Here is a 14,225-nt window from a genome sequence, read left to right as displayed (position 1 = left end):
AGCGGGAGCCGGTGCAGCGGCGGGGGCCGCGGGAGCCGGTGCAGCGGCGGGGGCCGCGGGAGCCGGTGCAGCGGGAGCCGGGGCAGCAGGTGCAGGCGCAGCGGCCGGGGCAGCAGGTGCCTCAGCGGGCTTCTCGGCAGCAGGCGCAGGTGCGGCAGCCGGAGCCGCGGCTGGTGCGGCGCCGGAGCCGATGACGGCCAGGACAGAGCCAACTTCAGCGGTCTCGTCTTCGTTGACGCGGATCTCCTGAAGGGTGCCGGCAACGGGGGAGGGGATCTCGGTGTCGACCTTGTCGGTGGAAACCTCGAGGAGTGGTTCGTCAACCTCAACGGTGTCGCCCACGGCCTTGAGCCAGCGCGTCACAGTTCCTTCGGTGACACTCTCGCCGAGGGCCGGGAGGGTTACTTCGTGGCCTTCGTCGCCGGAGGCTGCGGGAGCTTCGGCAGCAGGCGCTGCGGGAGCCTCTTCTGCGGGCGCAGGTGCAGCGGGTGCTTCCTCTGCGGGCGCAGCCGGAGCCTCCTGGGCCGGCGCGGCGTCGGCAGCAGAGCCTGAGCCGTCGCCGATGCGGACCAAGGGGGCGCCAACTTCGGCCGTCTCGTCTTCAGCGACGAGGATTTCTTCGATGACGCCTGAGATCGGAGAAGGGATTTCGGTGTCTACTTTGTCGGTTGAAACCTCGAGCAACGGCTCGTCGATCTCCACCCGGTCACCAACCTGCTTGAGCCAGCGGGTGACGGTTCCTTCGGTGACACTCTCACCGAGGGCGGGCAAGTTAACGGATTCAGACATGTCGTCCCCGTTCTCCTTATTGATCTTTGTGCGGATGAATTCTGCTGGTCCGGGTCGGGTGCATCCGGCTGATTCCGCCGCATGCACCCGACCCGTTTGTCTTGGGTAAAGACTTAGCCGTGGAGCGGCTTGCCCGCGAGGGCGAGGTGGGCTTCGCCCAGTGCTTCGTTCTGGGTGGGGTGGGCATGGACCAACTGGGCCACATCCTCCGGGTAGGCTTCCCAGTTCACGATCAGCTGGGCCTCACCGATCTGCTCACCGATGCGCGAACCGATCATGTGGATGCCAACTACGGGGCCGTCCTTCTGGCGGACGAGCTTGACGATGCCACCGGTACCAAGGATGGAGCTCTTGCCGTTGCCGGCAAGGTTGTATTCCTGGGTCTGCACCTGGTCGTCGCCGAACTTGGCCTTGGCGGCCTTTTCGGTGTAACCGACGGTGGCGATTTCAGGCTCGCAGTAGGTGACCTTGGGGATGTTGATGTCCTCGACGATGGCCGGGTTGAGGCCGGCGATTTCCTCGGCGACAAAGATGCCCTGCTGGTAGCCGCGGTGTGCAAGCTGGACGCCCGGGACGATGTCGCCCACGGCGTAGATGTTGCCAACGCCGGTGTGGAGGCGCTCGTTGGTGATGACGAAGCCACGGTCGATGGTGATGCCGGCTTCCTCGTAGCCCAGGTTTGCGGTCACAGGACCGCGGCCGACTGCTACGAGCAGGAGATCGGCTTCGAACGTCTGGCCGTCAACCAAGGTGACCTTGACGCCGTCGTCGTTCTGCTCGACGCCCTGGAAGAAGATCCCGGTGGTGAACTTGATGCCGCGCTTCTTGAAGGCGCGCTCGAGGTTCTTGACGATTGAGGCGTCCTCGTTGGGAACCAAGGAGGGGAGGCCTTCGATGATGGTGACGTCAACGCCGAAGGACTTCCAGACGGAAGCGAATTCGACGCCGATGACACCGCCGCCCAGGACGATGGCGCTCTTGGGGATGTAATCCATGGTGAGGGCCTGGTCCGAGGTGATGACCTTGCCGCCGATTTCGAGGCCAGGCAGTGAACGGGAGTAGGAACCCGTGGCAAGGACGATGTTCTTGCCCGTGTAGGACGTGCCGTTCACGACGACGGTGTTGTTGCCCTGGAGCTTGCCTTCACCTTCGATGACGGTGATGCCCTTGGACTTGATGAGTCCCTGGAGGCCCTTGTACTTTCCGGCAATGATGCCGTCCTTGTAGGCGTTGACGGCCGGCATGTCGATGCTGTCCAGCGTGACGTTAACGCCATACTTGGCGGAATCGCGTGCATGGTCGGCCAGTTCGGCCGAGTGCAGGAGGGCCTTGGTGGGAATACAGCCGTTGTGCAGGCAGGTCCCGCCGAGCTTTGCCTTTTCCACAAGGCCAACGGTGAACCCAAGCTGCACGGCCCGCAGGGCAGTGGCGTAGCCGCCGCTGCCGCCACCGAGTACCAGGATGTCGAATTCTTGCGCAGTTGCCTGATCGGCCACTAAAACGCTCCCTCGCGTGAGTGATGACACGGGACTGCGTGCCATCTGGTCTTTGGAACTTGTTCTGCCGTGATTATGCCAGCACCTAAGTTCTCTTGCATTTGTGACTACCGAGTTCACCTTAGCGAACCACCTACCCATGCTCCACCCTCCGCGGGCGTTTGTGGTGTGCTTGTGTCGAGACTCACGTTCACTTGTGACACAGCCCTACACGCCGCATAATTCCGGGGTTGTGCGGGCCCCTGGTCATGGATGCGCAGGGGCCCGCACGCCCTCGGAGGGCAGGGAATGCTGCTAGGCGGAGACCGCCAGGAGGTCCTCGGCGTAGGCAACCAAGGTCCGCACGGTGCAGCCGGTGCCCTGCTTGGGGGTGTAGCCGTACGGGCTGCCGTTGTTGAACGACGGCCCGGCAATGTCCACGTGGGCCCACGGGATCTGCTGGCCGTCGCCGTTCTTGCCCACGAACTCGCGCAGGAAGACCGCAGCGGTCATCATGCCACCGTTGCGTTCACCGATGTTGGCCAGGTCCGCAACCTGTGAGTCCAGGCTCGGCCGCAGTTCTTCGGGCAGGGGCATGGGCCACACCAGCTCACCGGCCCTGTCAGCGGCTGACTTAAGGGCTGCAGTGACGGAGTCGGAGCCCATGACCCCGGCAGTACGCAGGCCCAAAGCGATCAGTTGCGCGCCGGTGAGGGTGGCCACGTCAATGATGGCGTCCGGGTGTTCCAGGCTGGCAGCAACGATGCCGTCGGCCATCACCAGACGGCCTTCGGCGTCAGTGTTAAGGACTTCAACCGTCTTGCCGCCGTAGACCGTCAGCACGTCGGCAGGCCGCTGCGCGGCACCGGACGGCATATTCTCCGCAATGCAGAGCCACGCGGTCGCCTTGATGGGAAGGCCAAGCGAGGCGATGGCCAGGACTGCGTTAAGTACGACGGCGGCACCGGCCATGTCGCTCTTCATGTCGCCCATTCCGAGGGCCGGCTTAATCGAGATGCCGCCGGTATCGAACGTGATGCCCTTGCCGACGAGGGCGATCTTTTTGGTGGCCTTGGCGGGCGCGTATTCGACCTTGACCAGTCGCGGCTGGCGGGTTGACCCCTTGCCGACGCCCATGATGCCGCCGAAGCCTTCCTTGTCGAGTCGCTTCTCGTCCCAGACCGTTACCTTCACGGGGAGGCCCTTGGCGAGTTCCTTGGCGGACTCTGCAAACGACTCGGGATACAGGTGGCTGGGCGGCTGGTTGACCAGCGTCCGGGTGGCATTGACTGCGCGTGCCAGCACGGTGGCCCTGTCCAGTGCGGGCTGTGCCTCCTTGGCATCCACGTCAGAGAAGATCAAGGCCTTGGCGACCGGGGCCTTGAGTCCGTCCTTGCTGGAGCGGTGCTCCGTGTAGGAGTAGGCACCCAGGGCTGCACCTTCGGCCAGTGCTGCGACGTCGGCGACGGTGGTCGTCGGGAACGCGAGGGTTACCGAAGAGACGCCGGCCAGCTGCCGGACGGCAGACCCGGCGGCGCGGCGCAGGGCTTCTTCGGTGAGGCTGCCGCCGTCGGGCAGTTTGCCCACGCCCGCCAGAACCAGAATCTCCGAACCTGATTCCGGGAGCCCCGGCAGCCGGTGGACCTGATCAGCGGCGCCTGTGATCCCCAGCAGCTGCAGGGAGCCGGCTACCGACTCGGCCGCCTTGGCGCTCAACGGGTTGGACAGCAGCACCGGGCCGTCCGTTCCCTGCGCAACGCCAAGCACAAGGGCGTCGCTGGGGGACTTTTTCAGGTCTTTGGCGATGATGCCCAGGATGATGTCAGTAGTCTTGACCACGAGGATCTGTCCTCACTTCTCTCTGCATTGCATGGCGGGGCCGCATGTTTGGCGGCCTGCCCCGGTTGTCGCCCCACGTCATCTTGCGACGGCGGCCTTGGTCTTCAGGGCCGGCGCCGCACAGGCGCCGGTCCGTTTCGATCGTAGTCTCTCGGGTGCTTTGGACAGCAATTAAATGAGAGCTGCAGCACAACGGGGGCAGGAATGCCCGGTCGAAGTGGTGCGTTGTACAACTAGAGAAGAGTGCCGCTGCCGGGCGGGGGAGACCCTGGTCCCAACCTCCGGCAACAGCTGGCCACCCTGAAATTTGTCGTTGTCGTGAAGTTTGTCTTCGTGAAAGGAACATGCCGTGTTTGAACGGATATCCGGCTCCCTCCTGGACCCCGAGTCGCTCTATGCGAGCAACATCGAGACGTTCCACAGCCCTGAACTCCGGGGCCTGGACATGGTCATGGGCTTCACGGGCTTCGCCGATGCCGGTCACGTGGTCCGGCAGATCAACGCCGAGCTCCTGGATGGAGACGACGTCCAGGTAGTTGCCATGTTCGACGCCGACCAGCTCATCGACTACCGCTCGCGACGGCCGCACATCAGCTTTATCGAAGACCATCTTGAGGACTACCAGGCGCCGAAGCTCGGCCTGTACAAGTTGAACGACGGCCTCGGCCAGCCCTTCCTGCTGCTGGCCGGTTTTGAACCGGACCTTCAGTGGGAGCGGTTCTCCCGGGCCGTCGTCGGAATCGTTGAGAAGCTGGACGTGAACCTGGTGACGTGGATACATTCCATCCCCATGCCGGTGCCGCACACGCGGCCGATTGGCGTCACAGTGCACGGTAACCGGCCCGAGCTGATCGATGGCATCTCCAGCTGGAAGCCCACCGTCGACGTGCCCGCCGCAATTGGCCACATCCTTGAGCTTCGACTTACTGAAGCGGAGCGGAACGTGGCAGGCTACGTCATCCACGTACCGCATTACCTTGCCGAAGCCGAGTACCCGCCAGCCGCCGTGGCAGGGTTGGAGTACCTGGGTGCCGCAACATCCTTGATGCTGCCCACCGACCGGCTGCGTGAAGCGGGACGCGAAGTGGGCCGCCAGATCGCCGAGCAGATCCAGGCCTCCGAAGAGGTGCAGGCGGTGGTCTCCAACCTGGAGACCCGGTACGACGAGAAATCCGAAGGCATTGTGCGCCGTTCGTTGCTGGCCGACGAGAATGACGAGCTGCCCAACGCCGAGGACATCGGTGCGGCCGTGGAGGCATACCTGGCCCGTAAAGACTCGCCGCAATAAATCAGCTTTGAAGTCGTGGGAGGCATAATTGGGGGGTGAATGCTCCCCGCGCCTGGCTCATCTGGACAATCGGCGTGTTCGCCTACCTCGTGGCAGTCGCGCAGCGCACATCCTTTGGTGTCGCAGGCCTGGAAGCCACGGAACGTTTTGACGCCAGTGCCGCTGCGATCTCATTCTTCACGGTGCTGCAGTTGCTGGTTTACGCCGGCCTGCAGATCCCGGTGGGTGTCCTGGTGGACCGGTTCGGCTCCCGTGCCATGGTGGCCGGTGGTGCCGTCCTCATGGGCTTGGGACAGTTGCAGTTGGCTTTCGCTGAGAGTGTTCCCGGCGGGGTCCTGGGCCGGGTCCTGGTAGGGGCAGGCGATGCCATGACCTTCATCTCCGTGATCCGCCTGGTCCCCTTATGGTTTGCCCCGGCCAAGGTGCCGCTGGTTACCCAGCTCACGGGGATGTGCGGCCAACTGGGACAACTCTTCAGCGTCGTTCCCTTCGCGCTGCTCCTGCATTCCGCCGGTTGGACGCCGGCGTTCCTGACGCTGGCCGCAATGTCGGTGCTCGCCGTCGTTCTTGTGCTTGCACTACTGCGGGACGCGCCTCCAGGGCACCCGCCGCGGGCGGAAGGTCAAGGGCTCAGGGCTACCGGTGTCTCGCTGTCGCGTGCCTGGAAGCAGCCCGGCACCCGGCTCGGGCTCTGGAGCCACTTCACCGTGCAATTCAGTGGAAACCTCTTTGCGATGACCTGGGGCTACCCGTTCCTGCTCTCCGCCCAAGGCCTGGACGCTGGCACGGTTTCGGCGTTGATGGCACTCTTCGTGGCTACGGCCATCGTGGCAGGTCCGGGCTTCGGACGCTTCGTCGCCAAGCATCCCATGCGACGATCTGCGCTGGTCCTGCTGATTACGCTCGCCACGGCCCTGGCATGGGCTGCGGTCCTGGCCCTGCCTGAACGGGCTCCGCTCTGGCTCCTGGTGATCCTCGTGGTTGTGCTGGCCATTGGTGGCCCTGGATCCATGATTGGATTCGACTTCGCCCGCACCTTCAACCCTTCCCATCGGATCGGCACGGCTACAGGGATCGTCAACGTCGGGGGCTTCATTGCGGCGCTCGTCGCGATCTACCTCATTGGCCTTGTCCTGGACCTGCTCAACGCCAGTGGCTTCTCCGGTGGTGAGTTGTACGGCTTGGCGTCCTTCCGCATCGCCCTCAGCGTTCAGTTCGTGCTCCTTGGGCTTGGAACGGTCCTGATCCTGATGACCCGGCGCAAGGTCCGCCGGCAGATGGCTGCCCAGGGAATCCACGTGCCTCCCTTGGTGGCTACGTTCGCCAAGCAGCGCCGGGAACGGATAGAGCGGCGACGCAGCCAGCGCGCCGAAGCTGCGGGCGACGGGACGAACCGGGCCTAGGGCAAGAACGACCGCAGCTTTTCCACATACGGCGAGTGGTTTCTGGTGCCGCCGGCTTGGCTTGCGCAGGCTGGAGCCATGACATCAAACAAAACCCTGAGCATTCGCCAACCCGAAGACGTCCTCGGCTACATTCCGCATATGTTGGGCTACTGGCCTGAAGACAGCCTTGTGGCGATCACCATGCAGGGGAAGGTTCTCGGCGCGACACTGCGCGTCGATCTTCCCGCCCGACATACGCCACAGGTCCTTGCCGGTTTTGCCGACCGGGTCCGCAGCTACCTGATCGCTGACGAAGAAGCGGATGGCGTTCTCCTGGCCCTCTACTCCGATTACGGTTGGGCAGACGGTGCCGTGGTCCGCACCATGGTTCCGCTACTCGCGGAGCTGCGCCAATGCCTTGACGAGGTGGATTTATCTGTTCGGGACGCGTGGTTGGTGGGAAAGGACTATTGGCGCAGCGCTTACTGCACTGATACAGGTTGTTGCCCGGTGCCCGGCCGCTCCGTCGACAGCATTAGGGACAGCAGGCTGAGCGCAGAGTTGGTGTACCAGGGGAGTATGGTCGGTCCACCACCGGGAGCGGGCCCAGGGACGTCGTCCCTCGCCCGGCCCGGGAGCCTTGATGCGGGAGTCCTTGAGGCGGAGACGCACTACGGTGAGCGGATGCTCAGCCTGTGGCGCAGCGAGCGGTGCTTGGATGCGGTCCTGGCCGTTTGGCAGCATGTCATCAGCACCCGAGGGGAACGTAATCCGTTACACCCGGGACAGGATGCCGGGCTTGTAGGATTCCTGCGGATGACACTGAAGGTCCCGGCGTGGCGGGACGCTGTCATCGTCATGGCAGCCGCCGGAATCGAGTCGGCAAAGTCCGGAGCCGCGGCATACGGGTTCTTCGATGATGAAGGCGGGGAAGACCCCGTCTTCGATCCGTGCGAGGTGGGGGTGCCGGCCGTTGCTGCCACAGCGTCCGACGCGTCCCCGGCCGGGTCCTGGAGCGCGGTGGACGTGTACACCTATGGGGATGTACTCCTGGGAATGCGGCCAGAGGTGCCCCTTTGGCCTCAGCTCCACGCGCTGCAACAGGTTATGTCGACTCTGTGCGTCGAAGAGGAAAACGGTGCCGTGGCTGCGGCAGCCTTGACCATCCAAGGCTGGATTTCCTGGTGCAAAGGCAGGGGTTCAATAGCCCATGCCAGCCTGGAGCTCGCAGAGTCAGCGTGTCCTGGCTACCGCTTGGCAGAATTGCTCACTGACGTTCTGGCGCAGGGTGCCATTTGCGAGTGGGCGCGACGGCCTGAATCGGCCTGGCGGGGGCGGCGTGACCTTTCTGTGTAGTGCCTGACCATTTATCAGGCGTGGGTTTTCCAAAATCGTGAGACAATGGATGCCGAGACCCGGTTGGGTCCGCGTTCGAATGCCTGAAGTGTCCCGGAGATCGGGAACATAACAGCGTCGTCGGGAGTTCTACATAAGGACTCTGCAGGCGGCGATCACATTTGAAATTGATCGCGGACTTGACAGGGTCATAGTGGTGTTGCCCGTATGGTGATTCCACAGACCGCCGCTAGAAAGGTTTTCTGTGACCCCGTCTTCCGTCGAGAAGGAACCCGCCGACCTGGCCGAACTGTCCGCTGAGGAAAAGAAGGCGGCCACATCGGCAAAGCGCGCCGCTACGCGTGCTGCCAACAAAGCCTCAGAGGGTGGCTCTGACAAGCCTGCACCCAAGAAGCGCGGACCCAAGCCCGGCGCGAAGGCCGCCGCTGAAGCCGCGAACCAGTCCTCAGACGCCGAGGACGCCAACGCCGAGGACGAAGACTTCGATCCCGCTGCAGCGGAAGAGGTTGAAGTCGGAGATGACGACGCAGAGGATGCCGCTGCCCCCAAGGAAAAGGCAGCTCCGTCCGGTTCGGGGTTCGTTTACTCTGATGCCGATGATGACGATGCTCCCGTCCAGCAGGTCATGTCGGCAGGCGCTACGGCCGACCCCGTCAAGGACTACCTGAAGCAGATCGGTAAGGTCGCCCTGCTGAATGCCGAGCAGGAAGTCGACCTCGCCCTCCGCATTGAAGCCGGACTCTTCGCCGAAGAAAAGATCAACGCTGACGACGGATCCATGGACCCGAAGCTCAAGCGCGAACTCGAATTCGTGATCCACGACGGCAAGCGCGCCAAGAACCACCTCCTTGAGGCCAACCTGCGACTCGTTGTTTCGCTGGCCAAGCGCTACACCGGGCGTGGCATGCTCTTCCTCGACCTGATCCAGGAAGGCAACCTGGGCCTCATCCGCGCCGTGGAGAAGTTCGACTACACCAAGGGCTTCAAGTTCTCCACCTACGCCACCTGGTGGATCCGCCAGGCCATCACCCGCGCGATGGCTGACCAGGCCCGCACCATCCGTATCCCGGTGCACATGGTGGAAGTCATCAACAAGCTGGCCCGTGTCCAGCGGCAGATGCTCCAGGACCTCGGCCGCGAACCTACGCCGGAAGAATTGGCGTTGGAGCTGGACATGACGCCCGAGAAGGTCGTCGAAGTCCAGAAGTACGGCCGTGAGCCTATTTCCCTGCACACCCCGTTGGGTGAGGACGGCGACTCGGAGTTCGGTGACCTGATCGAGGACTCGGAAGCTGTTGTTCCCGCGGACGCGGTCAGCTTTACCCTCCTCCAGGAGCAGCTGCATTCCGTCCTGGACACCCTGTCCGAGCGTGAAGCCGGCGTCGTGGCCATGCGCTTCGGCCTGACCGACGGCCAGCCGAAGACTTTAGACGAAATCGGCAAGGTCTATGGAGTGACGCGCGAGCGTATCCGTCAGATCGAATCGAAGACCATGTCCAAGCTGCGGCACCCCTCCCGCTCACAGGTCCTCCGGGACTACCTGGACTAAACAGTTCGATGCACCCAGTGGGCGGCCCAGTCGGAATTCCGGCTGGGCCGCTTTCTTGCCCGCGGCCCGCTCGGCGTCTGAACCTGGGTGGGGACAACGCAAAAGGGCTCCTCCCGATCGGGAGGAGCCCTGTGCGCTCAAACGGTTTTCCGGACTTTGCCGGTGTGCCCTGCCTTAGTCGACGGGGACGGGAGCCTTCTCGTTGAGGCGCTCGGTCTCATCGTGCCAGTCCGAAGTCATGGGCCGAAGCGTAGCTTCTACTGCACGTGCGTGGTGGCCGCAGAAGAGCAGTTCACCACCGGAGGACTCGAGTACAACGCGGACATACGCCTGGGCTCCGCAACGATCGCACCGGTCAGCTGCGTTCAGCGTGCGGTCTGCAACTGCTGTTGTCATGTCGGCCTCCTTAGTAGTTCTGTATATCCATATAACCAGCATTCGATGCAGATCCATGGCAAGGATGGGTCACTTTCGCTGTCCGCGTATCACATGTGCGTAACGTAACCTTCCGGGTTGCCCTGGCCCGGGAGTGGCAACCCGTACCTGTCGGTGGCCGCAGCTAGCCTAGTATTGGCAGTGTTTGCCTTGAATTACCAGCGATATCACGGCTGGGAAACACCCTGAGATATACCCCTGAAGGAGCACACCGCGAGTGGCACCGAGTTCTGAATACAACGCCCGGCACCTGTCTGTCCTTGAAGGCCTGGAAGCCGTTCGAAAGCGTCCGGGCATGTACATCGGTTCCACCGACTCCCGCGGCCTCATGCACTGTTTGTGGGAGATCATCGACAACTCGGTGGATGAGGCGTTGGCAGGTTTCGGCCACGACATCAAGGTGATCCTGCATGCCGACAATTCTGTCGAAATTCACGACGACGGCCGTGGCATCCCCGTGGACGTCGAGCCAAAAACCGGACTCTCCGGCGTCGAGGTGGTCTTTACCAAACTGCACGCAGGTGGCAAGTTCGGCGGCGGTTCGTACACTGCTTCCGGTGGCCTGCATGGCGTGGGTGCGTCGGTAGTCAACGCGTTGTCGAGCCGGCTGGACGTCCAGGTGGACCGGGGGAGCAAGACTTACCAGATGTCGTTCCGCCGCGGCGAGCCCGGCCGGTTCGTGGACCCAGGTTCCAAGCCCGGGCCCGACGCCCCGTTTGAGCCCTTCGTGGAGAAGTCCGTGCTGGATGTCGTGGGGAAGGCCAAGCGTGGCGTGACCGGTACCCGCATCCGGTATTGGGCAGACCGCCAGATTTTTACTCCTGACGCAAAGTTCTCCTATGACGACCTGGCGGCGCGTGCCCGCCAGACGTCTTTCCTGGTTCCGGGCCTGAAAATTACGGTCCGTGATGAGCGGAAGCTGGCCGGGACGCCAGGCGAGAACGGTGCCCACGAAGAGGTATTCCACCACGACGGTGGGATCTCCGAGTTTGTCGAATTCCTTGCAGCCGATTCCGGTGTGACTGACGTCTGGCGTCTTCATGGTTCAGGAAAGTTCAAGGAAACCGTGCCCGTCCTGGACGAAAACGGCCACAGCAAGATTGCGGAAGTCGAGCGCGACTGCGAGGTGGATATTGCCCTGCGCTGGGGTATCGGGTACGAGACCACCATGCGCAGCTTCGTTAACATCATCGCCACCCCCAAAGGCGGCACCCACCAGTCGGGGTTTGAGGCTGCCCTCCTGAAGACTTTCCGCAAAGCGGTGGAGACCAATGCCCGCAAGTTGAAAGCCGGCAACGACAAGATCGAGAAAGACGACATCCTCGCAGGGCTGACCGCCGTGTTGACAGTGCGTTTGGCCGAGCCCCAGTTCGAAGGGCAGACCAAGGAAATTCTCGGCACCTCCGCGGTCAGGGCGATCGTGGCGAAGGTCGTTGAAAAGGAAATCACCTCCCGGCTGAATTCGGCCAACCGCAACGACAAGGCCCAGTCGGCGCTTCTTCTGGAGAAGATGGTCAGCGAGATGAAGTCGCGCATCTCGGCCCGTGTCCATAAGGAAACCCAGCGTCGCAAGAACGCCCTGGAAACCTCGTCAATGCCCACGAAGCTCGCGGATTGCCGCACCGACGACGTTGCCCGCTCGGAACTGTTCATCGTTGAGGGCGACTCCGCGCTGGGTACCGCCAAGCTCGCGCGCTCATCCGACTTCCAGGCGCTGCTGCCGATTCGAGGCAAGATCCTCAACGTGCAAAAGGCCTCGGTGGGGGACATGCTCTCCAACGCTGAGTGCGCGGCACTGATCCAGGTGGTGGGGGCAGGCTCGGGCCGCAGTTTTGATATTGACGCTGCCCGGTACGGCAAAGTCATCCTCATGACCGACGCCGACGTCGATGGCGCGCACATCCGCACCCTTCTGCTGACGTTGTTCTTCCGCTACATGCGTCCCATGGTTGAAGCCGGCCGGGTATTTGCCGCCGTTCCGCCACTGCACAGGGTTGAGGTCATCAACCCCGGCCAGAAGGCCAACGAGATGATCTACACCTACTCCGAGGCTGAGCTTCACGTGCTCCTCAACAACCTCGCCAAGGAGGGCAAGCGCTACAAAGAGCCCATCCAGCGGTACAAAGGCCTTGGTGAAATGGATGCTCAACAACTGGCCGAGACCACCATGGATCCGCGGCACAGGACCCTCCGGAAGGTGGGCATCGACAGCGCGCAGCGGGCAGAAGAAGTGTTCGACCTCTTGATGGGTTCGGACGTGGCACCGCGCAAGGAGTTCATTATTGCCGGGGCAGCGACACTCGACAGGGAACGTATCGACGCTTAGGCGCTGGGCGTAGCCGGCGCGTCGTTGTCCTTTGCGGTGCGGCCGGCGGGGGCCGCCAGGGCTGCTGCTCCCACGGCCAGGGCCAACGCACCCAGTCCCCATGGCAGCCCGGCGCCGACCGCAACTCCGCCCACCAGCAACGGGCCGCCTGCATCGCCAAGCTCGCGTCCGAGCTCCGCCGACCCCATGGTCCGGCCCAGGCGCTCCGGAGGGGTCGAGTCGGCGAGATGGGCAAAGGCCAGCGGCGTCGCGACGCCTATTCCGAGCCCGATCAGGACAGCGGCGCCGTACGTCCAGCCGGCGCCGGGAAGGAGCGCGGCTACGAGCGTGCCGACGGCACTGGCCCCCAGTCCGGCCATCATGCCAGGCCTATCGGCAAGCCGGCCCCGGTCCCGCAGGCTGCCGATCCGTGGCTGTACCAGGGATGAGGCAACGGCGAGCACCGTCACGACGGCAACACTGCCGGTGGTGCCGAGGCCTTCGCGGGCAGCAAGAGCCGGGAGGAATCCGACGGCGGCACCCAGGGCTCCCGTCGCGGCGGCGAGGACCAGCGTGGGTCCCAGGAACGAGCGCTCCGTGCTTTGGCGCCACACATCGACGATGGTGTACCTGGGCCGGGGAAGCGGTGCCAGCGGTGGAACGGAGAATGCAGCCCACGCTGCCACCACCAGGCCAAGGGCCGACAGGACAAGGAACAGCAAGGCGAAGCCGCCGGCCACGATGGCCAGGGCCCCCAGGAGTGGCCCTATGGCATAGCCCAGTCCTTTCCACGAGCCGTAGCGGCCAAAGTAGCGACCGGTCTTTCCCCCGGCCAGTCGGGCAACGCCAGCGGATGATGCGGGGGAGAACGCCGACGCTGCCATTCCCTGTCCCAGGCGGGCTGCGGCAAGCATTGCCGGCTGATCTGCCCAGAGGCCAATAAGGGAAGCGGCGGAGAAAGCAACCAGACCGCCCACGATCACCGGCTTGGGGCCGATGCGGTCGCTGAGGGCGCCAAAAACCGGTTTGAGGAACACCTCTGCAATGTCGTAAAGGGCCAGCAGGACGCCGAGTCCCAGGAGGCTGAGCCCGATGTCCGCGCTTTCGGCCCCCAGCCCTGCGGCGACGGCGTGGGCTCCGAACGCGGTGGTAAATCCTGCTGCATAGAGGGGCCATCGGGCCGCGACCAAGCGCGCTGAGTCGGACGGTTCTGAGGCATTCACGAAACCAATGTAACAGCTGCTACATTCAGAATTGTGATTGATCAACGTTGGCTACTGATCCTCGTCCAGGTACCTTCGCAGCCGTCCAGGCACAGGGTGGCGGTCTGGCGTGAACTTCGCCGGATTGGCGCGGTACCGCTGTCGCCGGGGACCTGGTTGCTTCCCGTCCATCCGTCCTTCGACGCCGGATTGGCCCGGGCCGAAGAACTGGTTGCCAAGGGCGGTGGCTCCTGGACGTTGGTGGACGCCTCTCCCCGTAACCAGGGCGTGGACACCTTCCGGAGTGCGTATGAAGCTGCCCGACTGGAGGAGTGGTCCGAGTTCATGGCGGACTGTGGCAAGTTCGAGCAGGAAATTGCGAAGGAAGTTGCCCACGAAAAGTTTACGTTCGCCGAGCTGGAGGAGGAGGAACAGAGCCTGGAACGCCTGAGGCGCTGGTTCCGCGAATTGAAGTCCCGCGATGTCCTGCATCTTCCACAGGCGGGAGAAGCAGCCGACCATCTTGCGCGGTGCGGGACCGCCCTTGAGCGCTATGCCTCAAGGGTCTATGAAGTCACACTGCAGCAGTAGCCAGGTGCCGG

The 14,225-nt window shown here is 63.5% G+C and carries 11 protein-coding genes; 6 read left to right on the top strand and 5 right to left on the bottom strand.

From position 1 onward, the window contains the following. From ABHM97_RS15605 to ABHM97_RS15595, 3 genes are all read right to left on the bottom strand, one after another. Positions 1-789, bottom strand: a 789-nt coding sequence (locus ABHM97_RS15605; protein WP_349471403.1) for a biotin/lipoyl-containing protein, incomplete at its 3' end; no start/stop codon positions are given. A 113-nt stretch (positions 790-902) separates the two neighbouring features. Then, positions 903-2,285: a dihydrolipoyl dehydrogenase gene (gene lpdA / locus ABHM97_RS15600; RefSeq protein ID WP_235520471.1), complete on the bottom strand. Its 1,383-nt coding sequence runs from the start codon at positions 2,283-2,285 to the stop codon at positions 903-905. Positions 2,286-2,579: 294 nt separating this feature from the next. Then, on the bottom strand, positions 2,580-4,103 hold the full coding sequence (locus tag ABHM97_RS15595; protein ID WP_235520472.1) for a leucyl aminopeptidase: 1,524 nt from the start codon (positions 4,101-4,103) through the stop codon (positions 2,580-2,582). A gap of 349 nt (positions 4,104-4,452) precedes the next feature. On the opposite strand from ABHM97_RS15595, the gene ABHM97_RS15590 reads away from it, so the two are divergent. The 4 genes from ABHM97_RS15590 to ABHM97_RS15575 all read left to right on the top strand — a co-directional run bounded on the left by ABHM97_RS15590 (position 4,453) and on the right by ABHM97_RS15575 (position 9,681). Further along, positions 4,453-5,391 (top strand): proteasome assembly chaperone family protein, encoded by a 939-nt coding sequence (locus ABHM97_RS15590; RefSeq protein ID WP_235520473.1) that lies wholly within the window; start codon positions 4,453-4,455, stop codon positions 5,389-5,391. A 35-nt stretch (positions 5,392-5,426) separates the two neighbouring features. Continuing rightward, positions 5,427-6,794: an MFS transporter gene (locus ABHM97_RS15585; RefSeq protein WP_349471402.1), complete on the top strand. Its 1,368-nt coding sequence runs from the start codon at positions 5,427-5,429 to the stop codon at positions 6,792-6,794. Between the two features lie 78 nt (positions 6,795-6,872). After that, positions 6,873-8,132: a DUF4192 domain-containing protein gene (locus ABHM97_RS15580; protein WP_349471401.1), complete on the top strand. Its 1,260-nt coding sequence runs from the start codon at positions 6,873-6,875 to the stop codon at positions 8,130-8,132. Between the two features lie 244 nt (positions 8,133-8,376). Further along, entirely contained in the window at positions 8,377-9,681 is a 1,305-nt protein-coding gene (locus ABHM97_RS15575; RefSeq protein ID WP_349471400.1) for an RNA polymerase sigma factor, read from the top strand. Between the two features lie 174 nt (positions 9,682-9,855). Here ABHM97_RS15575 and ABHM97_RS15570 read toward each other — a convergent pair whose 3' ends face one another. After that, on the bottom strand, positions 9,856-10,077 hold the full coding sequence (locus tag ABHM97_RS15570) for a DUF7455 domain-containing protein (protein ID WP_018778705.1): 222 nt from the start codon (positions 10,075-10,077) through the stop codon (positions 9,856-9,858). A gap of 256 nt (positions 10,078-10,333) precedes the next feature. Here ABHM97_RS15570 and ABHM97_RS15565 point away from each other — a divergent pair, with 256 nt between their 5' ends. Further along, a complete protein-coding gene (locus tag ABHM97_RS15565; RefSeq protein ID WP_235520477.1) occupies positions 10,334-12,442 on the top strand; it encodes a DNA gyrase/topoisomerase IV subunit B in 2,109 nt (702 codons plus the stop codon). Here the strand turns inward: ABHM97_RS15565 and ABHM97_RS15560 are convergent. After that, a complete protein-coding gene (locus ABHM97_RS15560; RefSeq protein ID WP_349471399.1) occupies positions 12,439-13,644 on the bottom strand; it encodes an MFS transporter in 1,206 nt (401 codons plus the stop codon). The genes ABHM97_RS15565 and ABHM97_RS15560 overlap by 4 nt on opposite strands. Before the next feature lie 33 nt (positions 13,645-13,677). Here ABHM97_RS15560 and ABHM97_RS15555 point away from each other — a divergent pair, with 33 nt between their 5' ends. Then, the gene (locus ABHM97_RS15555) at positions 13,678-14,214 is read left to right on the top strand and encodes a Chromate resistance protein ChrB (protein WP_349471398.1); all 537 of its coding nucleotides are present in this window, start codon (positions 13,678-13,680) and stop codon (positions 14,212-14,214) included. Positions 14,215-14,225 lie beyond the last annotated feature (11 nt).

It is taken from the genome of Paenarthrobacter sp. CAP02 (genome assembly GCF_040137855.1).
Classification (GTDB): domain Bacteria; phylum Actinomycetota; class Actinomycetes; order Actinomycetales; family Micrococcaceae; genus Arthrobacter.
The sequence above is the reverse complement of the archived record's forward strand: the minus strand, read 5'-3'. Positions and strand labels throughout refer to the sequence as shown.

What these genes read in the sequence shown, in the direction of transcription:
- ABHM97_RS15570 (WP_018778705.1), bottom strand. Translation starts at nt 10,077, where the DNA reads ATGACAACAGCAGTTGCAGACCGCACGCTGAACGCAGCTGACCGGTGC.
- ABHM97_RS15580 (WP_349471401.1), top strand. Translation starts at nt 6,873, where the DNA reads ATGACATCAAACAAAACCCTGAGCATTCGCCAACCCGAAGACGTCCTC.